This is a genomic window from Pedobacter sp. UYP24, assembly GCF_054057295.1.
Genome location: NZ_JBSRZD010000002.1, coordinates 521,777 through 546,681, shown reverse-complemented (window position 1 = coordinate 546,681; position 24,905 = coordinate 521,777). Strand labels below are relative to the sequence as shown.

The 24,905-nt window shown below is 38.5% G+C and carries 22 protein-coding genes; 8 read left to right on the top strand and 14 right to left on the bottom strand.

The features are described from left to right. Positions 1–17: 17 nt before the first annotated feature. Positions 18–956 carry a mechanosensitive ion channel family protein gene (locus ACVWYN_RS07030; RefSeq protein WP_457288122.1) on the top strand — a complete coding sequence of 313 codons (939 nt, stop codon included), beginning with the start codon at positions 18–20 and terminating at the stop codon, positions 954–956. Between the two features lie 4 nt (positions 957–960). On the opposite strand, the gene ACVWYN_RS07025 is transcribed toward ACVWYN_RS07030, so the two are convergent. Next, positions 961–2,679, bottom strand: a complete 1,719-nt coding sequence (locus ACVWYN_RS07025; protein ID WP_457288121.1) for an ABC transporter ATP-binding protein — start codon at positions 2,677–2,679, stop codon at positions 961–963. A gap of 59 nt (positions 2,680–2,738) precedes the next feature. On the opposite strand from ACVWYN_RS07025, the gene ACVWYN_RS07020 reads away from it, so the two are divergent. Next, positions 2,739–4,052, top strand: coding sequence for a nicotinamide mononucleotide adenylyltransferase (locus tag ACVWYN_RS07020; RefSeq protein ID WP_457288120.1), 1,314 nt, complete (start codon positions 2,739–2,741; stop codon positions 4,050–4,052). On the opposite strand, the gene ACVWYN_RS07015 is transcribed toward ACVWYN_RS07020, so the two are convergent. Together ACVWYN_RS07015 and ACVWYN_RS07010 are read right to left on the bottom strand one after the other, a co-directional pair. Continuing rightward, entirely contained in the window at positions 4,049–4,498 is a 450-nt protein-coding gene (locus ACVWYN_RS07015) for a GNAT family N-acetyltransferase (RefSeq protein WP_457288119.1), read from the bottom strand. The two genes, ACVWYN_RS07020 and ACVWYN_RS07015, sit on opposite strands and share 4 nt — an antisense overlap. After that, positions 4,498–4,989 (bottom strand): YajQ family cyclic di-GMP-binding protein, encoded by a 492-nt coding sequence (locus ACVWYN_RS07010; protein WP_457288118.1) that lies wholly within the window; start codon positions 4,987–4,989, stop codon positions 4,498–4,500. The genes ACVWYN_RS07015 and ACVWYN_RS07010 overlap by 1 nt, the downstream gene beginning before the upstream one ends. Before the next feature lie 91 nt (positions 4,990–5,080). Between ACVWYN_RS07010 and ACVWYN_RS07005 the strand changes: the two genes are divergently transcribed. The 3 genes from ACVWYN_RS07005 (at position 5,081) to ACVWYN_RS06995 (ending at position 8,727) form a co-directional block, all read left to right on the top strand. Then, positions 5,081–5,665, top strand: coding sequence for a hypothetical protein (locus ACVWYN_RS07005; protein WP_457288117.1), 585 nt, complete (start codon positions 5,081–5,083; stop codon positions 5,663–5,665). Positions 5,666–5,767: 102 nt separating this feature from the next. Continuing rightward, positions 5,768–7,825, top strand: a complete 2,058-nt coding sequence (ppk1, locus tag ACVWYN_RS07000) for a polyphosphate kinase 1 (RefSeq protein WP_457288116.1) — start codon at positions 5,768–5,770, stop codon at positions 7,823–7,825. A 5-nt stretch (positions 7,826–7,830) separates the two neighbouring features. Beyond that, entirely contained in the window at positions 7,831–8,727 is an 897-nt protein-coding gene (locus tag ACVWYN_RS06995; RefSeq protein WP_457288115.1) for a Ppx/GppA phosphatase family protein, read from the top strand. Here ACVWYN_RS06995 and ACVWYN_RS06990 read toward each other — a convergent pair. From ACVWYN_RS06990 to ACVWYN_RS06960, 7 genes are read right to left on the bottom strand one after another with little or no spacing between them, the layout of a single operon-like run. Beyond that, the gene (locus tag ACVWYN_RS06990; RefSeq protein ID WP_457288114.1) at positions 8,718–9,182 is read right to left on the bottom strand and encodes a 4'-phosphopantetheinyl transferase family protein; all 465 of its coding nucleotides are present in this window, start codon (positions 9,180–9,182) and stop codon (positions 8,718–8,720) included. The two genes, ACVWYN_RS06995 and ACVWYN_RS06990, sit on opposite strands and share 10 nt — an antisense overlap. Then, a complete protein-coding gene (locus ACVWYN_RS06985; protein WP_457288113.1) occupies positions 9,179–9,433 on the bottom strand; it encodes an acyl carrier protein in 255 nt (84 codons plus the stop codon). The genes ACVWYN_RS06990 and ACVWYN_RS06985 overlap by 4 nt, the downstream gene beginning before the upstream one ends. Beyond that, positions 9,426–10,697 (bottom strand): beta-ketoacyl-[acyl-carrier-protein] synthase family protein, encoded by a 1,272-nt coding sequence (locus ACVWYN_RS06980; protein ID WP_457288112.1) that lies wholly within the window; start codon positions 10,695–10,697, stop codon positions 9,426–9,428. The genes ACVWYN_RS06985 and ACVWYN_RS06980 overlap by 8 nt, the downstream gene beginning before the upstream one ends. Then, complete coding sequence (locus tag ACVWYN_RS06975) at positions 10,690–11,136, bottom strand: 3-hydroxyacyl-ACP dehydratase FabZ family protein (RefSeq protein ID WP_457288111.1); 447 nt, start codon at positions 11,134–11,136, stop codon at positions 10,690–10,692. Before ACVWYN_RS06975 ends, ACVWYN_RS06980 begins: the two co-directional genes overlap by 8 nt. 51 nt (positions 11,137–11,187) lie before the next feature. Then, on the bottom strand, positions 11,188–12,252 hold the full coding sequence (locus ACVWYN_RS06970; RefSeq protein ID WP_457288110.1) for a type III polyketide synthase: 1,065 nt from the start codon (positions 12,250–12,252) through the stop codon (positions 11,188–11,190). Further along, positions 12,249–12,962, bottom strand: a complete 714-nt coding sequence (locus tag ACVWYN_RS06965; RefSeq protein ID WP_457288109.1) for a methyltransferase domain-containing protein — start codon at positions 12,960–12,962, stop codon at positions 12,249–12,251. Before ACVWYN_RS06965 ends, ACVWYN_RS06970 begins: the two co-directional genes overlap by 4 nt. Then, entirely contained in the window at positions 12,962–14,089 is a 1,128-nt protein-coding gene (locus ACVWYN_RS06960; protein WP_457288108.1) for an NAD(P)/FAD-dependent oxidoreductase, read from the bottom strand. Before ACVWYN_RS06960 ends, ACVWYN_RS06965 begins: the two co-directional genes overlap by 1 nt. 151 nt (positions 14,090–14,240) lie before the next feature. Between ACVWYN_RS06960 and ACVWYN_RS06955 the strand changes: the two genes are divergently transcribed. Then, positions 14,241–14,780, top strand: coding sequence for a DUF4833 domain-containing protein (locus tag ACVWYN_RS06955; protein WP_457288107.1), 540 nt, complete (start codon positions 14,241–14,243; stop codon positions 14,778–14,780). Positions 14,781–15,187: 407 nt separating this feature from the next. Here ACVWYN_RS06955 and pgl read toward each other — a convergent pair whose 3' ends face one another. Genes pgl through ACVWYN_RS06935 form a run of 4 tightly spaced genes read right to left on the bottom strand, consistent with a single transcriptional unit; the run spans position 15,188 to position 19,621 of the window. After that, complete coding sequence (gene pgl / locus ACVWYN_RS06950) at positions 15,188–15,913, bottom strand: 6-phosphogluconolactonase (RefSeq protein ID WP_457288106.1); 726 nt, start codon at positions 15,911–15,913, stop codon at positions 15,188–15,190. Beyond that, positions 15,914–17,425 carry a glucose-6-phosphate dehydrogenase gene (gene zwf, locus ACVWYN_RS06945; protein ID WP_457288105.1) on the bottom strand — a complete coding sequence of 504 codons (1,512 nt, stop codon included), beginning with the start codon at positions 17,423–17,425 and terminating at the stop codon, positions 15,914–15,916. 18 nt (positions 17,426–17,443) lie between these two features. Continuing rightward, positions 17,444–18,856 carry an NADP-dependent phosphogluconate dehydrogenase gene (gene gndA, locus ACVWYN_RS06940; protein ID WP_457288104.1) on the bottom strand — a complete coding sequence of 471 codons (1,413 nt, stop codon included), beginning with the start codon at positions 18,854–18,856 and terminating at the stop codon, positions 17,444–17,446. A 3-nt stretch (positions 18,857–18,859) separates the two neighbouring features. Next, positions 18,860–19,621 carry an ROK family protein gene (locus ACVWYN_RS06935; RefSeq protein WP_457288103.1) on the bottom strand — a complete coding sequence of 254 codons (762 nt, stop codon included), beginning with the start codon at positions 19,619–19,621 and terminating at the stop codon, positions 18,860–18,862. 657 nt (positions 19,622–20,278) lie between these two features. Here ACVWYN_RS06935 and ACVWYN_RS06930 point away from each other — a divergent pair. Next, positions 20,279–23,296, top strand: a complete 3,018-nt coding sequence (locus tag ACVWYN_RS06930; RefSeq protein ID WP_457288102.1) for a SusC/RagA family TonB-linked outer membrane protein — start codon at positions 20,279–20,281, stop codon at positions 23,294–23,296. A gap of 48 nt (positions 23,297–23,344) precedes the next feature. Further along, entirely contained in the window at positions 23,345–24,895 is a 1,551-nt protein-coding gene (locus ACVWYN_RS06925; protein ID WP_457288101.1) for a RagB/SusD family nutrient uptake outer membrane protein, read from the top strand. Positions 24,896–24,905: the final 10 nt, after the last annotated feature.

The following is a 24,905-nucleotide window of genomic DNA, read 5'->3' as shown; positions in this document are numbered from 1 at the left end:
ATATACTGATAATATAAATGATAGAAGAAAGAGAGAGAAAGACCGGAAAAGAACTGCTCGTGATTGCAGGGAAAGCAATAATCTTAGGCTTACTGGTTTTCTTTTATATCAACCAGCAAGCATTTTATGAATCCAGCCCGGACTTTGGGAAGATTGCAATAACGAGGATTGAAATTATCGTCAAAGCATTAATGGTCTTTCTTGGCCCCAGTTTGGCAGTTTCAACAGTCAGATTGATTGTAATTTACTGGTACATCCGTAAGCACAATCTTAAGAGTAGCATTAAAGACAATTTTATTCTTGGCATAAACAGAATCGTGTCCATATTTAATACCGTGTTTCTGGTCATTGCGTTCATCACACTTTTTAATGTTGATCCTAAAGAATTTATTTTTAGTGTATCTATCGTTGCTGCAGCTATAGCGGTAACTTTTAAAGAGTATATCACTAACATGATCAACGGATTAATTATTATGTTTTCTGATAGGTTATCGTTAGGAGATCACATCAAAATTGGAGATAGCGAAGGAAAGATACTGGACATTACGCTTATCAATATGATCCTTCAGAATGAGGATAGTGATATGGTTATTGTTCCAAATTCCATAGCTTTTAGCTCTGTGATCATCAATCAATCCAAGCAAAACACCAAAAAGTTATCTGTAGAGTTTGATATGGCACTGGAGAATGGTTATACACCAGAGTATTTAGAAAACCATTTGAATAATGCAATAGAATCATATTCTGCTAATATTGTACCAGGTGGCCTAACTGTTAAGGCGTTAGAAATTAATAGAGATGTGGTAATTTTTAAGGCAATGGTGTTGCTAAAATATTACGATAAGATAAAAGAAAGAGAAATAAGACGCGCTATAAATACAGCTCTAATCAGACTTTCTGCTGCTTTAAAAACGGCTCATAAAGACACGAATATCGATGGTACTAAACCTAAATAAAGGATTAAATAACTGGATTAGTGTAACCGGGTATTGCGGCAATTAGTTTTTGTGTATATGCTGCTTTTGGGTGATAATATATATCTTCAGGAAAGCCGATTTCTTCAATCTTACCTTTATTCATCACCATCATCCTGTCTGAAATATGTTTGACTACAGAGAGATCGTGAGAGATGAAAATGTAGGTAAGTCCGAGTTCCTTTTGCAATGCTCTGAGCAGGTTTAATACCTGTGCCTGTACCGAAACATCCAGTGCCGAAACGGATTCATCGCATATGATCAACTTAGGCTGCAGCGCCAGTGCCCTGGCAATGACAATACGCTGTCGCTGGCCGCCAGAAAACTCATGCGGATAACGGTTAAAATGATCGGCATTCAGGCCCACTCTTTCCAGTAAATCTAAAATCACTACCTTTCTCTTCTGATCATTTTCAAAGAGGTGATGTACCTGAAGTGGTTCCATCAATGCACTGCCAATGCTGAGGCGGGGGTTTAAAGATGAGTAAGGATCCTGAAAGATAATTTGAACATCTTTTCTCATGGCTTTCAATTCCCTGTCGCTAAGCGATAAAACATCCCTGTTCTCAAAAAAAAGGCGACCGGAAGTAGGCGTTGCAAGTCGTAATATACTTCTGCCGAGTGTTGTTTTGCCACATCCTGATTCGCCAACCAGACCTAAAGTTTCTCCTGGGTAAACATCAAAAGATACATCGTCTACCGCTTTAACATAATCTTTTGTCTTGCCAAATAAACCATTTCTAATTGGATACCAGGTGCAAAGATTTTCCACTGTTAGCAACGGTTTCAGCGAATACATCTCTTCTCTTCGTGTATGTATCTCATGGTCTGTAAAACTATTTTCAGCTAAAAGGTATGCTGTAGAGTGGCTTTTATTTTCATTTAAAAAATCTGCAACAACTGGCAGTCTTTTCAGTCGTCTCTCCGGTGATGGCCTGCAAGCAAGTAGTCCCTTTGTGTAGGGGTGCTGAGGATCTTTAAAAATTGCAGCGGCAGTCCCGTACTCTACAATCTGGCCCTTGTACATGACGGCTACTTCATCCGCAATTTCATTGATTACCCCAAGATCATGAGAGATAAAAATCATGGCCATGCCGCGTTCTTTTTTCAACCGCAACAATAGGTCGAGTATGGTTTTCTGTACCGTTACATCCAGTGCTGTGGTTGGCTCATCTGCAATTAATAATTCTGGATTACAGCTTAAAGCCATGGCTATCATTACGCGTTGCTTTTGTCCGCCAGACAACTCATGTGGGTAGCTCTTGAAAATTTGTTCCGGCCGGGGTAGTTGTACCTCATTAAAGAGAGAAATTGTTTTTTGGATGGCTGTTGCTTTGTTAACACGTTGGTGCAGGGTGATGGCTTCTTTTACCTGCTCACCACAGGTGAAAACAGGGTTAAGCGAAGTCATAGGTTCCTGGAAAATCATCGCTATTTTATTGCCCCTGTACTTCCTTATTTCTTCGGCCGAGATCCTCAGCAAATCAATGTCTTCAAATTCAATTTTCCCTTTAACATCAGCGGCTGAAGGATCAAGAAGCCTCATTATGGAAAAAGAAGTAACAGACTTTCCAGAGCCGGATTCTCCTACAATACCCAGTACTTTTCCTTGCGCTACATGGAAGCTTATTTCGTTAACAGCAGTTGTCCACGATTGATCTTCTTTGTTCAGGAATTGTATCTTCAGATTTTTTACTTCCAGCATTCAGACACTAAGATACGATCCAGATCAATAATATCAGCCGTTTTTCCTATTTTTGCGGCATGGAAAGAGAAATCCTTGATACCAAGCGCAAAGCCCTCAAAATAAATCTGAATCCTAAAATATATGGGACTTTTGCAGAGATAGGGGCAGGGCAGGAAGTCGCTCGTAATTTCTTTACTGCAGGAGCAGCCTCGGGTACCGTAGCTAAAACCATGTCGGCATACGATATGACATTCAGTGATGCCATTTACGGAGTAGAAGAATCCGGAAGATATGTGAGTCAGTCGCGTTTACTTAAGATGTTAAACCATGAATTTGGTTTGCTTAACGAAAGACTAAATGGAGAAAAGTACGATAAGCACACCTTTTTTGCATTTGCTGATACGGTTACTACACTGAATTACAATAAATCTAATGATCCGCATGGCTGGATCGGACTTAAGTTTCAGGTGGAGCCGGGAGGCGAAGCAAATGAGATATTTTTCCATGTCAGGTTGCTGGATACGGATGCCACTTTACAACAAAATATATTGGGTATCATCGGTGTAAACCTCGTTTACGCTGCTTTTTACCATTACAATGATCCTAAAACGATGATTGAATCTTTAGCAGATAATTTAACAATTGGTTCTGTAGAAATTGATCTGATCTCTGTAAACGGTCCTGCTTTTAAAAATATCAATAACATTTTATTGAACCTTTACCTGATTGTGAAGGATTTCTCTGATGCAGCCATATTTGATGCAAGTGGTAAACCAAGGCTTGCTAAAGACTTATTGTACAAAAAGGATATCATGATATTGCGTACAAAATACCTTCAAAAGTCTAACCCCAATTTTAGCATGCTCAACAAAGCTGTAGATCAGTTTGTACGTACGGAAAATGTTAAAAAAGAAAATCTTAGCGTACTAATTGAGGTATTGATGTCTAACGTACTTTCTAATGATGATGAGTTACATGAAGAAATTGATGTAGAGGCAGTAGCAAAGCGAGCTGAGGAAATGTGTAATACCGGGAATACAGTAATTGTGTCTAACTTTGCGAGGCACAACAAGCTGGCTAAATACCTGGATCGTTGCCGTCCTAAAAGTGTGGGCATATCAACAAATATCAACAACCTTAAATTTGTTTTTAACTCCAGCAATTTTGGAGAAAATTATTCCAGCCAGCTTTTAAGTTATGTAAGTGATATGTTTAGCAAGAACGTTAAGCTTTTTGCCTATCCTTTTTTAGATAAAAAGACAAACGAGGTGATCACCACTGCGAATATGCCGGTAACTCCAGATGCCAGACCATTGTTCGATTTCTTAATCATTAACGGCTACATAACTGATATTAAAGATTACAGCGATGAGGATGTGAAAACCGTTTAATCCTTTTCAGTTTTATAAATATCTTTTATTGCAATGCCCATTAACTTATCCGGATGTTCTATGGCTTTAAATCCAAATTGAGCATACAATCCATGTGCATCTTTTGTGGCTAACATATACCGCCTTAATCCTTGAAGCTCGGGGTGAAATAACATCAGTGACATGAGCTTTTTTGACAACCCTTGTCCACGGTAAATTTCTTCCACATACACATCTGCCAGGTATGCAAACGTTGCTTTATCGGTTATCCACCTGGCAAATCCAATCTGCAATGCGTCTTTGTAGATACCAAAGCAAAGCGAATTTTCTATAGAACGCTTTACGGTTTCTATCGGTATATTCTCGGCCCAATAAGATTGGGTACTTAGGTAATGGTGTATTGCAACGGCATCTAATTTCTGCTTATCATCAGAAAAAACAAAGCCATTGTCGGAAATTTCAACCATTAGTTTCTCATATTAATGTATTGCAAAGGCTGACCGAAATCTTCCTTTTTACACAGGGAAATTACAGCTTGCAGGTCATCAATATTTTTGCTTTGAACCCTAACCTGATCATCCATCATAGAAGCTTGTACCTTTAAGCCACTTGCTTTAATTTTTGCAACGATCTTTTTTGCAGCTTCCTTATCCAATCCCTCTTTAATGGAAATCTCTTTTCTAATCATATTACCTGATGCATATTGCTCCTTTCCAAAATCTAAACATTTGGCATCAAGGCCCTGCTTAATCATCCTGGAAATTATAGCATCTTCGATGGCTTTTAAACGCATGTCATCTTCCGTAACAATGGTAATCTGATTTGTCTTTTTATCATGATCAATAGTGCTTTTTGATGTGTTAAAATCATAACGGTTAAGGATTTCTTTTTTTGCGTTATTCATCGCGTTATCAAATGTTTGCGCATCAACTTTACTTACAATATCAAAAGTGGGCATGATTATAGCTTTATGGTAAAAATTATATTAGATTTAGCTACAATTTATCCAAATAGAAGTCTTGTAACTTAAAACATTTAAATATACAAATATGAAAACCAATAAACCTAAAGCACAAAAAAAAGACGTGAAAAAAGCTGTTAAAAAGGAGCTTGAACAAAGCCTTACCGCAAAGTTATTCGAAGTGGTTAAACATTTCGGTCAGGATGCAGAAAAAGTAGGGAAGGAAATTAAAATGGTTAGTAAGTTTGTTGCAAAGAAGTTAGCTAAGAAATTTGAAGAAGTTAAAGGCTCCGTAGAAGATAAAATAGAAGAGGTAACGGCAAAACCAATATTGGAAAAGAAGGTAGTGGCAGTTAAGAAATCGGCCTTAAAGGGTGCTAAGAATGCAAAGAAAATAGTGAAGAAAGCTGTTAAAAAGGCAAAGCCAGTAGTGCAAAGCATTAAGGTTGAAGCCATTGCTACAGAAGAAAAGGCCGCAAAAGCAATTGAAAAGCCAATAAAAAAGGTAGTTGCAACTGTTGCTAAAGTTGAAAAGGCTGTGGTAGCAGAAGCCAAAGAGCTGGTTACTGAAGTAGAGAAAAAAGTGGCTGCTAAGCCGGTAGCTAAAGCAGCAACTGTTAAAGCAACACCTGTTAAAAAACCGGTTGCTAAATCTAAAACAGAAACAAAATAATAGTCTAAACGTGTACGTATTAATTTGGGTAATAATTAACAATTACTTAACACTAAATAACGCAGTTTTGATGCACAGGATTAACTGACCTTTAATTCATCAATGACAAAAAAAAAAGTACCTTTTTTAAACAGAGAAATTAGTTGGTTGTACTTCAACGACCGGGTTTTACAAGAAGCTGCGGATGAAACCGTCCCTTTAATAGAACGCATTAAATTTTTATCAATTTTTTCTTCCAACCTGGAGGAGTTTTATCGTGTGCGCGTTGCCACAATGAATAGGTTAGCTAACCTCAATGATAAAGCTAAAGAACTGTTGGGTTTCAATCCAAAAAGAGTACTCAACGAGGTCAAAAATATCGTTGTAAAACAAGAGCGTAAATTTGAGCAATTATTTCAGGCAACACTGATCAATGAGCTTGCACAAAACAGAATATTTATCCTTAACGAAACACAACTTAACGTTGCCAGAGGAGAGTTTGTAAGGAACCATTTCAGGGATAAAATACTTTCCAATCTGGTCCCAATAATGCTAGATATGGATATGCCATTTCCTGAATTGAAGGATAGGTATTTGTACTTTTTTGTACGGCTATCCAGGTCTTCCTCAAGCAAACATGAGAAGTATGCCCTAATCGAGTTGCCAAACGATTTGCCGCGCTTTCTTGTCTTACCAGAAACAAATGGTTTAAAGTTTATTATCCTTGCCGAAGACATTATAAAGTACTGCCTTGATGATATTTTTTACATGTTTAACTATGACATTCTTGATGCCTTCAGTATACAATTAACAAGGGATGCAGAGCTGGACATCGATAAGAATGTGAGCGATAAATTTGTTGATGAACTTAAGGCGAGTTTGGATAAACGGAAAAAAGGTAAGCCCATGCGTTTATTGTACGATACGGAGATGCCTTTTGATATGCTTACCGTTCTGGTTACCAAAATGAAGATAGAGGCAGAAAGTCTAATCCCCGGTAATAGGTACCATAAATTTGGTGATTTTATCGCCTTTCCAAATGTAGGTGGTAAAGAACTGGAATATCCACCCAACGTTCCCTTGAAAGTTTCGGGACTGCACCGTACTGAGAGTATTTTCAACAAGTTGCAGGAGCGAGATTATCTGATCAATTTGCCTTATCAATCTTACGATTATATCATCCTTTTTTTAAGAGAGGCTGCGATAGATCCAAAGGTTACAGAAATTCACATCACCTTGTACCGTTTGGCAGAAAATTCCAGGGTTATCAATGCATTGATCAATGCGGCTAAAAATGGCAAGAAAGTACATTGCCTGGTAGAGTTAAAGGCAAGGTTTGATGAGCGGGCAAATATATTCTGGACCAGTAGGTTACTGGAAGAAGGTATAGCGGTAAACTACGGCCTCACAGATTATAAAGTCCACTCTAAAATATGCCTGGTTAAAAGAATGGAAAAAGGCAGACCAAAGTATTATGCCAACCTGGCAACAGGAAATTTCAATGAGAAAACAGCAAAACTGTATTGTGACCACAGCATATTCACCGCAAAAAAAGAAATTACCAATGATTTGATAAAGCTCTTCTCTGCGCTCAATAAGAAAACGGTAACCAAAGGCTTTAAGCACCTCATCGTCTCTCCGTTAGAATCCAGGAGTAAAATTTATGGTCTTATTTTACGGGAAATAAAGATTGCGAAACAAGGAAAGCCTGCTTACATGATATTGAAAGTAAACAGTTTGGCAGATGAGGGAATTGTAGAGAAACTTTATGAGGCCAGCAATGCAGGGGTTAAGATTAAGTTGATTGTAAGAGGAATTTGCACCTTGGTGCCGGGTATTGAAGGATTTAGTGAAAACATTACAGTAATTAGTATCATAGATAAATTTCTGGAACATGCCAGGGTATTTATCTTCGGTAATGGAGGGAAAGAAGAAATGTTTCTTTCATCTGCCGATTTGATGAGCCGTAATTTTGAGCATAGGGTAGAGGTTGGTTTCCCTGTTTTGGATGCAGAGGTACAACAGGAAATAAGAGACATTATAGAATTCCAGTTGCAAGATAATGTAAAGGCTAGAGACATCACCAAAACCAACAGTAATAAATACCATAGAAACCGCATAAGCAATAAAATCAGGGCTCAGGTTCAAACCTATAATTACCTTAAAAACAAACACCAATAAAATAGATGTTAAGATACGCTGCAATAGACATAGGTTCAAATGCTGTAAGGCTGCTGATTGCCGATATTTCAAAAGATGATGAAGGATTCAATTTTAAAAAGAATACTTTAATACGGGTTCCGCTGCGTCTCGGAGATGATGCTTTTCTTGACCATCACATCTCTGCCAAAAAGGTGGTTGATTTGCAAAAAACCATGCTGGCGTTTAAGAATCTAATGGATGTTTATGGCGTATCAAAGTACCTGGCCTGTGCAACATCAGCCATGCGGGAAGCAGATAACGGTGCCGAAATTATTAAGAAAGTAAAGGAATATGCCAACATTGATCTGGAAATTATTGAAGGGCAGCGTGAGGCAAACATCATCTATGCCAATCATATAGAAGAAAACCTGGATGTTAAAAAAAGCTATTTGTATATAGACGTTGGTGGCGGTAGTACTGAGCTTTCTGTCTTTGTAAATAAAGTGCCGGTAGCTTCCAGATCTTTTGATATTGGAACAATCCGAATGCTGGATAACCAGGATAAAGAGGAGACCTGGGATGACATGAAGAACTGGGTAAAAGAGCACACCAAGGACTTAAAAAACGTAGCCGGAATTGGTACTGGAGGTAACATCAATAAGCTCTTTAGGATGTCTGAGGAAAAAGAAGGATCTCCGCTTCCTTACTTAAAATTGAAGGGCTTATACAACTCCCTAAATAGCCATTCTCTGAAAGAACGAATTACTGTTTTTGGTTTAAACCCAGACCGTGCAGACGTTATTATTCCTGCCTCTGAAATATTTATTACCTTAATGAAATGGACAGGTATTAAACAGATTTACGTACCAAAAGTAGGTATGGTTGATGGGATTATAAATTTACTGATAGAGGAGAACCTTACTGCTGCAAGTTACTCATAAGCCAGGGCAAGATACTTCCCATGATGGCTGATAGAAGAAGGATTATTGATCCGGTAGTTTTCTATTATTGGTGTAGTAATAGCTATGCGAACTGCATCCAGTTCTTCGCTTGTTAAACCGGCAATGGTATGAATATATTCCGTTAAAAGTATGCTTTTGGTAAAGTAAACCTGATTGCCATAAGTTACATTTCCGGTAGCCGTATCTTCATGAATAATCAGGTTATTGCAAATCAGCTTTACTGGTGCAAATTCATGTAATTTATTGGTTTTAGACTCAATCTTATAAGTAGATTCTTTCATAGTCCATAATAACCAAACCATCACATCCGGATGCACTGCAGAAGCGATTAGAAATTGCTCTTCAGAAGTAAATAGTTTATCCAGGTAGCCTGGTCGTTTCCAATTGCTATCCTGTTCTGCCTGCTGCAGATCTACAATATCATTGCCTATCATTTCTCCTGCAATTTGGTTTTGATGATGTCCATTGCAGCACCCAAACTCAGCATTTTTTCCATTGATGCATTGTCAATAACGATATCAAATTCTTCCTCAACATCCAGCACCACATCTACCAGATTTGCAGAATTTATTTTCAAGTCTTTAATGAAATCTGTGTCTTTGTCAATGTTTTCCAGTGCAACTTTATCCTGCGCATAATTCGCTACAATTGGTTTCAGTTTAGCAATAAGTTCTTCGTTAGTCATATTTTTTTAAAATTATGCATGCATTTACATCTCCAAATCCAAAGTTTGCTTTTGCAATAATATTGAGGTTTTTCCTTATTAACAACTGAGGGATGGTTTCCGCATCAATAATTTTAGTTATTTCAGGATTTAAGTCGTTACAATTTATATTTGGAAATATAAAGCCCTCTTTTAATTGAAGCACGCTTGCTACACATTCTATACTTCCGGCCGCACTCAGGCAGTGTCCTGTGGTAGATTTTAAAGTGTTTATTAAAGGGAAATCTTTGCCTTTTCTTTGTAATGCAATGCTCCAGTTTTCAATTTCCACAGCATCCTTTGATGTCGCCGTCAGGTGGCCATTTATCGCATCAATAGCTGAAGCTTTAATGCGCGAATTTTCTAAAGCCTTTGTAATACAACGCTGCACTGCTATGTTGTTTGGGGCCGTCATGCTACCTGTGCCCAATTGCCCGCCCGAATTGATATTTCCGCCAATAATTTCCGCATAGATTTTTGCACCTCTTGCCAGCGCGCTTTCCAGTGATTCTAATACCATGGCCCCAGCCCCACTTCCTGGAACAAAACCACTAGCAGATGCGCTCATAGGTCGTGATCCAGCCGCAGGGTTATCGTTGTGTTTATAAGTACAAACCTTCATCGCATCAAAGCCGCCCCAAATAAAAGGCCCTGAATCGCTCGTGCTTCCAGCAAGCATTCTCTTCGCTCCTCCTGTTTTTATGCGCTCATAACTCATTAAAATGCTCTCTGTGCCAGTGATACAGGCCGATGAATTGGTGCTTACTTGATTGCCCAAGCCCAGCTTGCCACCAATATAGGCGCTAATGCCGCTTGCCATGGTTTGAATTACCGTAGTGCTCCCTAATTTTCTAACCGCTAATCCATCAACTTTATAGATGGCCTCCCTAAATTTATCAATGCCCGAGGTGCCCGTACCAAAAATAGTTCCGCTACACCAATCGGGTTCTAATCCAGTTGTAGGTTCTAGGCCTGCATCATTCCAGGCCTCCATGCCCGCAATCACCCCATAAAGTATACCGCTACTATTGAAATTTCTTAACTCCAACTCTGTAAAGCAGGAGTTAATTTGTAATGGACTGAGGGTAGGTTTGCCGGCAATCTGGCAGGAGAAGCCAAGGGCTTCCAGTTGCGGATCATGACTAATGCCCGACCGGCCATTTTTTATGGCCTCCGTAAAGGCGCTAATACCAACGCCATTTGGTGCCACAACACCCATTCCTGTTATTACAACCCGGTTAGCCATTCATTTTATTGGTAACCATGCCGGCAATTGTTCCTTTGCAGACCACTTCTCCAGCCTGGTTGGTCATCTGTACATGGCAATTGAGTTTTTTAAAGCGGAAGTATATTTTTTCTGCCTGTACGGTTACTTTCTCGCCAGGGAATACCGGCTTCAAAAAATCTATTGCTGTAGAAGTCAACATGACATGACCAGGCAATCCATTTTCGGCACTTCCTGAAAGATAGATGCCCAGGCATACCAATCCAATCTGCGCCATGGTTTCTGTTAAAATTACGCCCGGAGTAACGGGATTATCTTTAAAATGACCTTTGTAAAAATCCAAATCCGGACTAAACATATAGGTGCCGGTTACTTTATTTTCATCCAATTCCAGCAGTTCGTCCACAAATAAAAAAGGGCTGCTATAGGGTAAATGTGCTAAAACTTCGTCTTTATTCATCGGTTATGTGTTCTTTAAAAATCGCACACTAGTGTGGTGCATCAAATTTAATTACCATTTCAGCAATATCCGTTGCGCAGAGAATCCCGGACCAAAACTTAACATTAAGCCATAGTCCCCTTTCTTTGGATTATTGTCCATAATGCGTTCCAACACGTAGAAAACAGTTGCACTAGACATGTTGCCATAAAGGTTCAATACCTCTTTAGTATCGTTGATGTTTTTACCTAAAGCGCCGAAAAGTGCTTCTACCACCTGAACTATTTTTTTACCACCGGGATGAAAAATCAAATGTTCAATATCAGTGATGGATAAGTTGTTTTTCGCTAAAAAGGGATTTATAATAGCAGCAAAATGGCTTTCAATAGTATCAGGCACTGCAACATCCAATATCATTTTAAGTCCGGAGTTGGTTAGCTTAAAGCCCATCAGCTGTTCCGTATTATTAAAGTGATACATTTCTCCGGCAATTAATTCAGGTCCCTCGTCACTAGCATCAGCGCTTAACATAACACAGGCTACACCGTCTCCAAAAATAGCCGTGCTTACCATATTGGCCATAGAGAAATCTTCCAATTGTAAAGTCGCCGTAGGCGATTCATAGGAAATTACCGCAGCGCGTTTACCCGGGTTTGATTTTAAAAAGTTTAACGCATAAATCATTCCGGATACACCAGCAACGCAACCCATTTCTGTTACAGGTAACCTCATGATGTCTTGTCTCAATCCCAACGCGTTAATCAGGTATGCATCAAGAGAGGGAATCATAATTCCTGTACAACTTACCGTAATAATAAAATCTAAATCTTCCGGCTTCCACTTGGCCTTTTGCAGCCCATCACTTAAACACTTGGCAGATAGTTTTAGTCCTTCTTTTATGTATATGTCATTGCGTTCCTCAAAGGAAGATTTAGTAAATACTTCTGCTGGCGACATAATAGAATATCTTTTGCTAACGCCTGCATTCTCAAATATTTTTTTAACTTTTCTTATGAAACGGTCGTCCTGACCACCTAGCCAGACATCCAGAAGGGGTAGTATTTCTTCCGTTGTTCTGGAAAACTCAGGAAGTACTTTTGAAACAGCTTTAAGTTTTACTGGTATGCCTTGGCTCATATAGTAGGTATTATCCACTGGTAACGGAATGCCCATCGCCAGCGCAAAATATGTTTATCAATGTCTAAACGGTCTGCATAGTGCATAATGTCGTTCATTTTAAATCCCCTCAAAATAGAAACCAGGCCATCTTCTCTAGACATGCTATTCAGTCTGAAAACGCCGCATACCATTATAAATAAATAATAAGCCAACCTGCTTCTGTGAAGATCATTAATTACAATACCCATTATTGCCTGCTTTCTAAAGCCGTCAATTAACTGTATTATCTCATCATCTTTAAAATGATGCAGGGTTAATGTACATAGGATAACATCAAAATACCGTTCTTGTTTAAGCTCATTAAAAATATCTGCACAAATAAAACTGACGTTTGGATAATTTGTTGAAAGCGCTGTGGCATGATTAACGGTATATTGATTGGCGTCCATACCAATCAGCTTAAAGTTAAATCCTTTATCCAGGCCATAATCAGCCAGTGCCCGTAACATATCACCATTACCACAACCTATATCAAGAATGCTGATTTCAGCCGCCTTGCTTTTGCCTTTAATCAAAAGTTCAACCCCCTCAATAGTTACCTTATTGCCACCCAAAAAACGGTTGATATTGGCTATTTTGTTTAACGCATCTTTTAAGACTTCTCCTTCCAAAGAAAAATCGTCCATTATTTCGGAAGCATCACTCCTAAACTTGGTATTTACAGGCATTATATATTCGGTTTTCCGTGCGTATTCTTAATAATCATTCGCAATAGGAGCGGAAATTTAGCCAATAGATGTAACAAAATGTTAAATAACTTTTCTTTTTTAATAATTGTGGATAAAATTCTACCCATACGTAGCCTATGCTGAAATTTCGATTTCCAAACTACTATATATTTCTTTTCAAATGCATCCCGCGTTTTGATCTCGCCAATTAGGAACTGATCGCATAGTTCAGCGCAGATTTTAGCACTGTGAATGGCCATCGCCATTCCGTTTCCGCATAAAGGATGGATTAAACCGGCCGTGTCGCCAATCATTAGTATGTGATCCAGCACCTGTTCTTTTTCCGCAAAGGAGATCTGACTAATGCTTAGCGGTTCTGGAAACAAAGGTTGCAGGTTTTCAAAGATGTGTTTAAGTTGAGGATTTTTGGACATCACCTGCTTTTGGAAATCGGCTATGTTTTTGCAAGCCTTAAAATCTTTATATTCCGTTAGGTAACAAACATTTATAATATCTTTTTCAACCCTGGAAATCCCGCAATACCCCCCTTTAAAAAGATGTAAGGAAATTTGATCATCGGCCACTGTTCCTTTGTAATGACCTTTAATGGCCAGCCATGGTGATTTTTTAGCAATAAATGGTCTTTTTAATTTTTGATCAATTGCTGTTCTTTTCCCAAAAGCACCAATAGCAATGGGCGCTTTAACAATGCCGTTATTTTGTGTTTGGACAGAAAATTGCCCGGCCAGGAAGACTATGTTTTCTACCGTATCTGTAATGATTCTGCAGCCTGCAATCAGGGCTTTTTGGTAAAGGAAATAGTCTAAAGTAAACCTGCTAATGCCAAAGCCACCTAAGGGTAAATTACAATTTATAGTTGTGCCGCTTGGCGTAGAGAGCGTAAACTTTGAAATTTCTGCTGGTGCCAGATCGTTAATATTTATAGCCAATGAATCCAGGTAGGAGCGTACCTCATTTGAAATAAACTCGCCACATACTTTATGCTGCGGGTAAACCGTTTTTTCAATTAGCATAACCGACTTTCCTCTCTGAAGCAGGTCTATAGCGCAGACCAATCCGGCAAGGCCGCCACCAATAATGATGATCTCTTCTTTGGGTATTGTCATTTAACATTGAACATAGCAATTAAACCCCATAAAGCATAAATTATTTAACAAACATGGTAGTTGAATTGTCAGTATTATTTTTAATATCTTAATTTTTGTCTCAACTTATTACCTTTGGCCCATGATTACTGTAATTTTAAACAGAGTCCTTATGATCGGACTTTTCATGACATCCATGGTGTCTCTAACTTTTAGTCAGGCTGATAAAAGCAATCCATCACCTTTAAAGTTTCCTGTGCCACAGGGTGTTTCCAATCAATTGTTCTACCTACAAAGGGATCCAAATTTGAATACACTCATTTATGCACTCAACATTGATAAAGCGGGTGAGGTGGATAAAGATGAGCCGATATTGGCCTATTGGATTCGTTATGGCGATGGTGGAGAGAAAAAGGATCTTTCTTTTGTACAACGCAAATTCGCCTATGGCGTAGAATCTAAAATGCTTGGTAAAGACCAGTTCGAATTGAGATTTGTATCCCATAAAAAGCTTGCATTGTATCTTGTTAAGTCAGCCGACGATAAAAAGTATCATGTTTATGTAACTATCAATAAGAAGAAGCTATTGCTGGACCGCATCTTTGTAAGGATAGAGGGCGGTACTTTTTGGCTACCCAATGTTAAGTATGTGGAACTTCGTGGTGTTAATCAGGAAAACAATACGTTGGTTACCGAGCGCATAGTGGTTTAGCCAAATCCTCCATTGCCATTTTTATAGTCTAAATAACATTTCTCTTTCTATCACAAATAGGTTGGGCAGGGGTATGCTGTGGCACGAAATCGCTACACAGTCCTAATAACAGCTTATAAATAACTAGTAAATAACTGATAAACAACTTATTTATATTATCCTTCCGTTATGGTTGCAATATCCTTGCAATATCTAATAGGATATCGAAAGGATAGCTCAAGGATATTCCAAGGATAATGCAAGGATATTCCAACCCTGTTTTTTATCAGTTATTTACTAGTTGTTTATCAGTATTTTTAGGGAAGGAGTATAGAGTTTGGTACCTATTCTAGGTAACGAATAGTCAACGCAAAAAAAATCCCCACCTTACGAATAAAGTGGGGATTTGTTTGAGATTTATCGTATTTCTAACTGTCTAGCAAACTGGCTGCCTGGTTGTCAATAAACCAAGTGATATTACCGCTAACCGGAGCGATGAGTTGCGAAGGATACAGGGATGTATTTTTTGTTTGATCATCCAAAACATGTTTGATGGCCACGGCTTTGGCTTCTCCGAAAACGAGGAAGGCAATGTTCCTGGCTTTGTTGATCAGTGATGCCGTAAAGCTGATGCGATAGGTGTCCAATTTATCCACGAAAACTGCATCAACCTCTACCTGATGATTTTCCAGAATTCGTGTGCCCGGAAATAACGATGCTGTATGTGCATCATCACCCATTCCTAAAAGAATTAAATCAAAAGACAGGTCTGAACCCTTAAAATGATCTACTATAGCTTTAGTATATTCTATTGCGGCACGTTCTGGCTCCAGAGCAGTGTTGACATAAAAAATATGATCTTCCGCAATTTTTAAAGGGTCTAAAATGCTGTTCTTAGCCATCAAGCCATTATAACTTTCATGATTTTGCGGAACGTTCCGCTCGTCTCCAAAGAAAAAGAAAACTTTAGTCCAGTCTAGCTCATCCTTATAGGTGGTGGCCAGTAGCTCATATAATTTTTTAGGAGAGTTTCCGCCCGTTAAAACAAAATTAAACCTGTCTTTGTCAAGGATGGATTCCCTGGCAATGTTGACAATGTAATCTGCCAGATCTTTAAATAATTCTGGCTCATTATGGTAGATCAGGAGGTTCATTTATTCTTTATTTAATGGTAAAGTAAACCAATGAAATCCATCACGTGCAATTAATGCCTCAGCGTCTTCAGGTCCCCATGAATCTGCTGTATAATTTGGAAAACTTAAAGATTTTTTATTCTCCCAGGCATTCACCACAGGCATTAATAGTTCCCATGCAGTTTCCACCTGATCGGCGCGCATAAACTGCGTTTGATCTCCGGTCATCACATCCAGTAACAAGGTTTCATAAGCTTCTGGAGTCTCCGTACTATACGTCCCTTTGTAATCAAAAACCATATCAACAGGGTTTAGCACCATATCTAATCCTGGTCTTTTACCCTGTACTTGTAAACGAATGCTCATTTCTGGTTGTATACTGATGATTAGCCTGTTTTGCTGCCAATTTTCTGAAACACCTGCCGGAAAAATATGGTGCGGAACGTCTTTAAATTGTATGGTAATTAAAGATGAGGTTTGAAATAATCGTTTCCCCGTTCTCACATAAAACGGAACACCCTGCCACCTCCAATTGTCTACAAAAAACTTTATGGCTGCAAAAGTTTCTGTATTGGAGTCAGGATCTACGCCAGTTTCGTGACGGTAACCAGGAACTTCTTTTCCTTCTACCCAGCCTTTTGTGTATTGGCCGCGAACGGTGCTAAAACGAATATCTTCAGAACTAAATGGCCTCATGGCTTTTAGTACATCAACTTTCTTGTTTCGGATCTCGTCTGCATCAAAATTTACTGGCGTTTCCATTCCAATTAAGCATAGCAGCTGTAGTAAATGGTTTTGGATCATATCTCTTAATGCACCCGCACTCTCATAGTAACCTCCTCTATCTCCAACACCAAGTTGTTCGGTAACAGAAATCTGAATGTGGTCAATATAAGTTCTGTTCCAAAGCGGTTCCAGGAAGGAGTTGGCGAAGCGGAAAGCCATGATGTTTTGAACCGTTTCTTTACCCAGATAATGATCGATGCGGTAGATTTGTTTTTCAGTAAAGATGCTGGTCAGTATGCAATTCAGATCTTTTGCTGTTTGTAAATCGCGACCGAAAGGTTTTTCAATAACTATTCTACAGTTATCTTCATTGCCGGCCATTTCATATTTTGAAATACATTGTGCAATTAAAGGGAACAAGTTAGGGGCAACAGCCAGGTAATAAAGTACCTGTGTTTTTGGGCCAAACTCTTTCTGGAATTTCTCAATGTTTTTCTTAAGGTTACCAAAGGTTTCCGGGGCCTCTACATCTACTGGAGTGTAATGAAGATGCTCCGCAAATTTAGACCATTTATCCTCCTTTACTTTACCAGATCTGGAGAAACTGTTTACCGCATCCATAAGTGCTGTGCGGAATTTTTCGTCGTTAAGTGGCTTTCTTGCAGTACCTATTATGGCATAGTTTTCTGGCATGTAGCCATCTGCATAAAGATTATAAAGCGCCGGAGCTAATTTGCGTAAATTTAAATCGCCTGTACCTCCAAAAATTACAATTATTGTGGGATTTAGACTGATGCTAGTTTTCATCTGTTGAGTTTTGTAATGCTAATTATTTGTATTCCAGTTGGCATGGAAAATGCCTTCTTCATCAATACGTTCAAATGTATGTGCGCCGAAAAAGTCTCGCTGCGCTTGGGTTAAATTGAGGGGTGAATTTGCAGTTCTTAAAGAATCAAAATAAGTTATTGCAGAGGCATAACAAGGAACAGCAATACCACTCTGTATCGCAGCTATAATTACTTGTCTGCTACCGACAATAATGTCTTTCAATTTACTTTGTATACCAGGATCACTAAATAAATGAGGCAGCTTAGGCTGTTTTGTATAAGCCTGAAAAATATCCTCCAATAGTTCCGCTCTGATGATGCATCCGCCTCTCCAAATCTGAGAAATCTCTTTTAGGTTAAGCTCATATTTGAATTCTGTAGAAGCCTGTTCCAGTAAATGTAATCCCTGGGCATAAGAGGTTATCATTGCAAAATACAAAGCTTGTTCTAGTTGAACTTCAAAAGCAGCGGCATCTTCAATCGTTATTGCCTGATGTGGCAGTGCATCTGCAAGATTTACCCTTAATGATTTGAATTTAGATAAATCCCTGGTGCTAACTGCTTCATTTATGGTAGGTATAGGCAATTGCAAATCAACAGAAACCTGAGTAGTCCATTTGCCGGTACCTTTAGATTTCGCTTCGTCTTTGATGTAGTCAATAAGCATTCCGCCGGTTTTTTCATCTTTAACTTTGAAAATGTCTTTAGTAACTTCTAACAAAAATGATTTCAAACGGCCATTGTTCCACTTGTCGAACAGGCTAAAGATTTGTTCATTATTGTATTTCAATCCATTCTTCAGCAAATCGTAAGTTTCTGCAAGGATTTGCATCATGGCATACTCAATACCATTATGTACCATCTTTACAAAATGGCCGGAAGCACCGGGCCCAATATAGGCAACGCATGGATCGCCGTTAACTTTGGCAGAAACCGCTTCCAATATGGGTTTTACAGATAAGTAGGCATCTTTGTCGCCACCAGGCATCATACTTGGTCCAAAACGTGCACCTTCTTCACCACCGGAGATTCCCATTCCAAAGAAATGGATGCCTTGATCAGAAAGGTCTTTAGCCCTGCGACTCGTATCCGTAAAATGCGAATTACCGCTATCAATAATCATGTCGCCTTTATCTAATAAAGGAACAAGTTCGTTGATGACGCTGTCGACTATCGCACCTGCGGGTACCAGCAGCATAATCCTTCTGGGTAGTTCCAGACTTTTAATAAAATCATTTAAATCTTCAAAACCTTTTAGCTGGTGTTCCGCACCATCTTCAGCAAGTTTTTTCAACATTTTAGGATCCTTATCGTATCCGGTAACCCGAAAACCATGATCTGCCATGTTGAGCAACAAATTGCGGCCCATTGTTCCAAGGCCAATCATTCCTAAGGTGTATTTATCAGTCATTATTTATTTTTTATCAGGATGAATAGTATATACATGATATTTTTCTGCTGCCTGCCATAGCTTAGCACCACCTTTAATGCCGTCCTTATTGGTTACCAGGTGAATGTTGTGCTCTAGTTCAAAGCTAATGTGCTTGGAATTCCCGCCACCTATATATAAGGTGTCATAATTGAACACAGTTTTGTAGATTTCAATGATGCGCTGAAGGCGTTCATTCCACTTTTCTTCACCTATCTTGTCGAACGCTGCAGTACCTATATAGGCATCGTAATCTTTTTTTCTGGTGATGGGCAGGTGGGCCAGCTCCAGGTGGGGCAGGAGTTCTCCGTCATACGTAAGTGCTGTACCGAAGCCGGTTCCTACGGTGAATACGATTTCAAATCCCTTACCTTCAACAATACCCAATGCCTGCTGGTCCGCATCATTAATTAAACGGACAGGAAGATGGAGCAGGTTGCTGATCTGTTGGGCAAGATCTATGTTTGCCCATTTGTTTTTAGCAAGGTTTGGCGCGGTTTCCACTACACCCTTTTTTACGTATCCTGGAAAACCTACAGATACCCTATCAAAATCATCTTCGAATGAAGACACGAGTTCTTTAATAATCGCTATGATGTTTTCAGGAGTGGATTTCTTTGGTGTGGGTATTTTTTTGAAATCAGTAAGAAGTTCGCCTTCTTCAGTTAGAATACAAGCTTTAACGCTTGTGCCGCCAATATCTATGGATAGAATGTTGCTGCTCTTTTTTTTAGGGTTAACTGGCATATTGTTGTTTTGTAAAATGGCCTGTTGTTATTACATTTCAAAATAACAAATTTTAGTCCGATTACAGGGTAAGTAATTTTTGTATAATGTGGAATAATTACTGTTAAGTAACAGTAGTTTAGGAAGTGTGCGCTATAAAAGTCAGGTTATCAGTCATTAATTCTAGAGTTGTATAGTTTTTAGATCAAAATTAGATCTTAAAGGAATAAAAGGGTTGAAATGATTTGGCTGTTAAATTTTGTTAAAAAAAAATCGGATAAAATATTTGCAATTAGATTATTCTTTCGTATCATTGTTAAGGGAATATCTGATTTCGCACGAATGATCGGCTATTTAACAAACCAAGTATATATTTTTATAAACCAAGCTATGAATCGAACTTTTACAAAAAATTCAGGGAGTGAAGTCTCACTTCAGCACTACAATCATTATCAGAAGCACAATAGAACGGCCTTGGCTGAGTCTGCTTTGCGTATGACTAATAAATTATAGTCCTAACAAGCTAAAACGATTTAATCTATATCTTAAATAATCGCAAATAGTTTCAAGCCTTAAATTTCCCGGGGCTAGGAGTTATTTTTAGTCGTTTACGATATTTCCATTACGTCAAACAATCAATAAACAGTTTTTTAATCAGTTAATACTTAATTATCTGTTATGCGCATTATTGCAACTATAACTTTTCTGGGTGTGCTGTGTACAACAACATACTCCTTCGGTAATACGGCTAGGTCTGCCTGTGTTTCGAATCATTTCTCGTTAGTGCGAAGCTTCCAACGGACGGATACGGCTAAGTCGGACACCGCTAAAATGGATACTGCTGCTGTTGGTATCAAGCAAGCTGCAAAAACTATTGCGAAGAAGCTTGAATCCAAAGGCAGTAACCTGGATCCTAAGAAGCTGTCGTTATTTCCGGCGATCTCCCTGCAACAATATTTAAAAGGTGAGGCTGCTGGTTTGTATACAACTGAACCAACTAGTGAGCCTGGTACGGTTCAAAACATGTTTATCCACGGAACTTCACAACCGTTGTTGTCACAACGTGAAGTTTTCCAAACTCAGCCGCTTGTTGTATTAGATGGTGTTCCTCTTATTGGCGAGCATCCTTTTGCATTTGATATACAGCAATTCAAATTTGACAGGATCGGTCCTGCAATTAATCCACTAACTAATATTAATATGGCAAACATTAAATCCGTTCAGGTTTTGACCGGATTAAATGCTACAGCTATATATGGTCCTAAAGGAGCAAACGGAGTTATTGTTTTAACTACCAATGATCCGACATCAAAAAGAAGAATCACTTTCGATAGTTATGTTGGTGTGGCAACTCCACAAGCAGTAACTACTGTTAATGGTAAGTTCGAAAATGATTTCAGGAGACAGTTCTACAATAAATATACTGCAAATGGAGCTTATGGCGACAATGATGTATATCCATTGTATTTAAGTGATTCATTAAACAATGATTTCTACGGTAAATCCAACTGGACAGATAATTATTACGGAAGCCAACTTCAGTATGGTATTAACGCAGCCATCTCTGGCGGTACAGATCGTGCTAATTTCCGTTTTTCTGTAGGTAATCTTCGTAGTGGTGGTATTGCAGATGATACTAAAGCAGATCGTTACGATACAAGGTTCATTATCAACATGAAACCTGTTCAATGGTTAACTTTTAGTGCAATGGTTAATGCCAACAGACTTCAGCGTGATCGCAACAGAAATGTACGTGACCGCTTAGCTACTGTAAACTATATTCCTGATTTAAGTTCTCCTATTGCGCCGAACAAAGACAAGTACGCACAGTATCTTGGCCAATTCAATAAGGGATTTGACAATAATAGGTCCAATGTTATTGAAGGTTATGCAAAAGTTGGTATTGACTTAGGTAAATTCAAGTTTGTAACTACTTTAGGTTTAGACTATTTTGAAGGTTACCGTGATATTTTCTACGCACGTACTTTATTACAAACTACCAATTTTGCTTCTAATTATTTTGGTTACAATCAGCGTGCAACTGTTGACAACATCGCCACTTATGATTATGATTTGAATGAGGATAGTAAATTTAACTTCAGTGTTGGTAATACTATTCAATATGATACCTATAGATATAGCTATGCTTATGCTTATAAAGGATCAAATGATTTTATCAAATTGAATCTTTTACAATCTGACCCAAATCATAAGGATGCAAACGGTAATAATGATTACTTGGAGCCTTTCGTATTTAGGAGAGAACTGGTTTACAAATTCTTGGACAGAACCAAGAATAACCAGCTTTCATTCTATGGTAAAGCAGATTATAGCTACAAAGACAAATATAATTTTTCTGCTTTATTGCGCGCAGATGCTTCTTCAAATCAGCAACCAACCAGTCGCTGGTTCTACTCTCCTGTAATTTCAGCGGGATGGGATATGAAAAAGGAGTTTTTTGCTAATGATGATACCTTTTCTGAATTAAATTTACGTGCTAGCGTAGGTAGAATGGGTAGATATGAGAATTTTGATAATTATGCTCAAGGCCCTCAATATACTGCTTACATCGGCTTTACCGGTAACTTAATTGCTCCTGGATATAACGGTATCGCTTCTTTAACTCGTCCATATACAGCGGGTGGAGTAGGTTACGGTCTTGACTGGGCTTACACAGATCAGGCTAATCTTGGTTTAGATGCATCATTTTTGAATGATCGTGTTCATGCAAGTATCGATGGTTATTATAAACATGATAAAAACATGTTATTGGGTGTGCCATCTGCTGCAGAATACGGTTATACCAATATCATAAAAAATGGTATGGCGATTCGCAATACTGGAGTTGATTTGGTGTTGAGCGCAGATATTATGCCTAAAACAAAAACTATTTCCTGGACTTCAGCCATTAATGTTAACTACAATAAAAATAAGCTTACTGCATTACCTGGTGGTTTAAATCAAATTGTGCTTGGCGACAGACAACTTAAAGTTGGTGAAGGTGTAGATAGTTATTGGGTATTGACTAATCAAGGTATATATAATTCTGATGCTGAAGTTCCTTCTAATGGAGCAGGTGGAAAAATGGCTTATAATGGCATTACTTTAAAAGCAGGTGATCCAAAATGGTTAGATGTAAATGGTGATAACGCCATTACTGATGCCGATAGGACATTAAAAGGTCATGCATTACCAGTTGTTTCAGGTGGATGGAAAAACGATTTCGGTTACAAGAACTGGACTTTAAGTCTTAATTTCTACTATAACTTGGGTCGCGATTTAATCAATCAGGAAATGGCCAACAGGTTTGACTTTGTAAACCGTGAAGGTTTGAACAGCATCAATTCAGTGAGAGAAATTACCTTCTGGGAAAAAAGAGGAGATTATTCAAAATATCCGATCTACAATCCTTGGAGTTCAGTTTCACCTTACCAGGTTAATCAAGATCTTTTCTTAGAAAAAGCATCATTTATAAAATTACGTACAGTTTCTGTAGGTTACGATTTGACCAGTATGTTCAAAAAGAAATCTCCAAATGTTGAAAGGTTTTATGTTTATGGCAGCGTGAACAATGTGTTCACATTGACCAACTATACAGGACAAGATCCTGAACTGGCTGGTTTTACTGGTTACGATACGGGTTATGGAATGCAAATTCCAAGAACGTACACGATCGGTGTGAAAATGGACTTTTAATTCCTGAACGTAGACAAATAATATTGAGTACCATTTAAAATTGAGAAAATGAAAAAAATAATTTTGCTGAGTCTTGTCTTTGTTGCCCTTCTTGCAGGAAGTTGTAAGAAAGCACTCAACATCAGCTCGACCCGCGTGGTAAATGAAGCGAACTTTTGGAATACCCTAGAGGATTCCAGGGCGGCACTCATGGGTGTGTATGGATTAACCAGAGCAGCGTTGGCTGATAATAATGGCCACTGGATTTATGGGGATGCACGTATGGGGAATTTTCAAAGCCCTATTCGTCAAGATCTTAAAGCGATCATCAATAATGATTTAAATGCATCTTATCCGGTAGTGAATCAACTTTCTAACTGGACCAGGTTTTATGCGATCATCAATGCTGCTAATATCTTTTTGGAGCGTATTCCTGAAGTAAAAGCCAATGACGCGAGATATACCCAAAACAATATGGAAGTAGATGTAGCACAGGTTCGGTTTTTAAGAGCCTATGCTTATTTTTACATGATTAGGATCTGGGGTGATGTTCCTTTTATTACATCATCACGTGATGGTTCTTTTGAGAACCGCCCAAGATCAAGCAAAGATGCAATCCTTGAGTTTGTGCAAGCTGAAATGTTAGCAGCTGCGCAGGTACTTCCATACCGTTACAGTGTAGGTGATATTCAGCAGCCTGGCGACTACTATAATGAAAATAGATTTAGGTGGGATGGCGCGTTGATTAGAAAACTTACTGCATATGGTATGTTGAGTAGCGTTTCTGCATGGCAGGGAAAATATACGGACGTAATTAAATATGCAAATATCGTAATCACTGACCGGGGTAAGGCAGGTATGGGCTATACTTCTACAAATTTCCTTACGCAAAGAAATGGATTTTTCTATGACAAACGGAATGAGCACTTATTGGCTTTTGGATTTATTTTCGGTCACCAGGATGCTACCTTTGTGGGTAATATGGAATCATTGGCGCTTGCTGAGCCTGTAGTTAATAAAGCCATTCCGGATATGTTTGTACCAAAGGATTCAATCCTTAACATTTTCAAGGAAACAAATGATGGCAGGTTTAACATTGATACTACTGGTACTACGCACTCCGTAGCCTATTTTACCAACTTCTTGGGTAGATATCCAATCTTTAGTAAAATTAAAGTAATGCAGGATGGTTCTACAGACCCTACCTTCAGAATCTATTCTAGTTCTATTGTAGTGACCAGATTGGAAGACATTACGTTACTGAGAGCTGAAGCTTATGCAGCTTTAGGAGAAACTACCAATGCGATCAATGACTTAAATACGGTTAGACAGTTAAGGTATAACGTAGATAATAAAGGACAGTTAAACGAAAGTTCAAGTACTTATATAGCATATAATCCTATTAAGAACGGACCTGTACTTGACGCGATATTCTTAGAAAGACAAAAGGAGTTTATGGGAGAGGGAATGCACTTCTATGATCAGGTTAGATACAATAAGATTAAACAGAACAATGCCAAGTTCATGAACCTGATCAATACAGGTGGAATTTACTGGCCTATTTCTCGTGAACTTATCAATCAGAACCCGCTATTGGTTCAAAACGCATATTGGAAGTAATTAAGGAAAG

What these genes read in the sequence shown, in the direction of transcription:
- ACVWYN_RS06980 (WP_457288112.1), bottom strand. Translation starts at nt 10,697, where the DNA reads ATGGCTAACCGGGTTGTAATAACAGGAATGGGTGTTGTGGCACCAAAT.
- ACVWYN_RS06990 (WP_457288114.1), bottom strand. Translation starts at nt 9,182, where the DNA reads ATGATAGGCAATGATATTGTAGATCTGCAGCAGGCAGAACAGGATAGC.
- ACVWYN_RS07015 (WP_457288119.1), bottom strand. Translation starts at nt 4,498, where the DNA reads ATGGTTGAAATTTCCGACAATGGCTTTGTTTTTTCTGATGATAAGCAG.
- ACVWYN_RS06965 (WP_457288109.1), bottom strand. Translation starts at nt 12,962, where the DNA reads ATGCCTGTAAATACCAAGTTTAGGAGTGATGCTTCCGAAATAATGGAC.
- ACVWYN_RS07005 (WP_457288117.1), top strand. Translation starts at nt 5,081, where the DNA reads ATGAAAACCAATAAACCTAAAGCACAAAAAAAAGACGTGAAAAAAGCT.
- ACVWYN_RS07025 (WP_457288121.1), bottom strand. Translation starts at nt 2,679, where the DNA reads ATGCTGGAAGTAAAAAATCTGAAGATACAATTCCTGAACAAAGAAGAT.
- ACVWYN_RS06985 (WP_457288113.1), bottom strand. Translation starts at nt 9,433, where the DNA reads ATGACTAACGAAGAACTTATTGCTAAACTGAAACCAATTGTAGCGAAT.
- ACVWYN_RS06935 (WP_457288103.1), bottom strand. Translation starts at nt 19,621, where the DNA reads ATGCCAGTTAACCCTAAAAAAAAGAGCAGCAACATTCTATCCATAGAT.
- ACVWYN_RS06970 (WP_457288110.1), bottom strand. Translation starts at nt 12,252, where the DNA reads ATGAGCCAAGGCATACCAGTAAAACTTAAAGCTGTTTCAAAAGTACTT.
- ACVWYN_RS06960 (WP_457288108.1), bottom strand. Translation starts at nt 14,089, where the DNA reads ATGACAATACCCAAAGAAGAGATCATCATTATTGGTGGCGGCCTTGCC.
- pgl (WP_457288106.1), bottom strand. Translation starts at nt 15,913, where the DNA reads ATGAACCTCCTGATCTACCATAATGAGCCAGAATTATTTAAAGATCTG.
- gndA (WP_457288104.1), bottom strand. Translation starts at nt 18,856, where the DNA reads ATGACTGATAAATACACCTTAGGAATGATTGGCCTTGGAACAATGGGC.
- ACVWYN_RS06955 (WP_457288107.1), top strand. Translation starts at nt 14,241, where the DNA reads ATGATCGGACTTTTCATGACATCCATGGTGTCTCTAACTTTTAGTCAG.
- ppk1 (WP_457288116.1), top strand. Translation starts at nt 5,768, where the DNA reads ATGACAAAAAAAAAAGTACCTTTTTTAAACAGAGAAATTAGTTGGTTG.
- ACVWYN_RS07030 (WP_457288122.1), top strand. Translation starts at nt 18, where the DNA reads ATGATAGAAGAAAGAGAGAGAAAGACCGGAAAAGAACTGCTCGTGATT.
- ACVWYN_RS06925 (WP_457288101.1), top strand. Translation starts at nt 23,345, where the DNA reads ATGAAAAAAATAATTTTGCTGAGTCTTGTCTTTGTTGCCCTTCTTGCA.
- ACVWYN_RS07020 (WP_457288120.1), top strand. Translation starts at nt 2,739, where the DNA reads ATGGAAAGAGAAATCCTTGATACCAAGCGCAAAGCCCTCAAAATAAAT.
- ACVWYN_RS06975 (WP_457288111.1), bottom strand. Translation starts at nt 11,136, where the DNA reads ATGAATAAAGACGAAGTTTTAGCACATTTACCCTATAGCAGCCCTTTT.
- ACVWYN_RS06930 (WP_457288102.1), top strand. Translation starts at nt 20,279, where the DNA reads ATGCGCATTATTGCAACTATAACTTTTCTGGGTGTGCTGTGTACAACA.
- zwf (WP_457288105.1), bottom strand. Translation starts at nt 17,425, where the DNA reads ATGAAAACTAGCATCAGTCTAAATCCCACAATAATTGTAATTTTTGGA.
- ACVWYN_RS07010 (WP_457288118.1), bottom strand. Translation starts at nt 4,989, where the DNA reads ATGCCCACTTTTGATATTGTAAGTAAAGTTGATGCGCAAACATTTGAT.
- ACVWYN_RS06995 (WP_457288115.1), top strand. Translation starts at nt 7,831, where the DNA reads ATGTTAAGATACGCTGCAATAGACATAGGTTCAAATGCTGTAAGGCTG.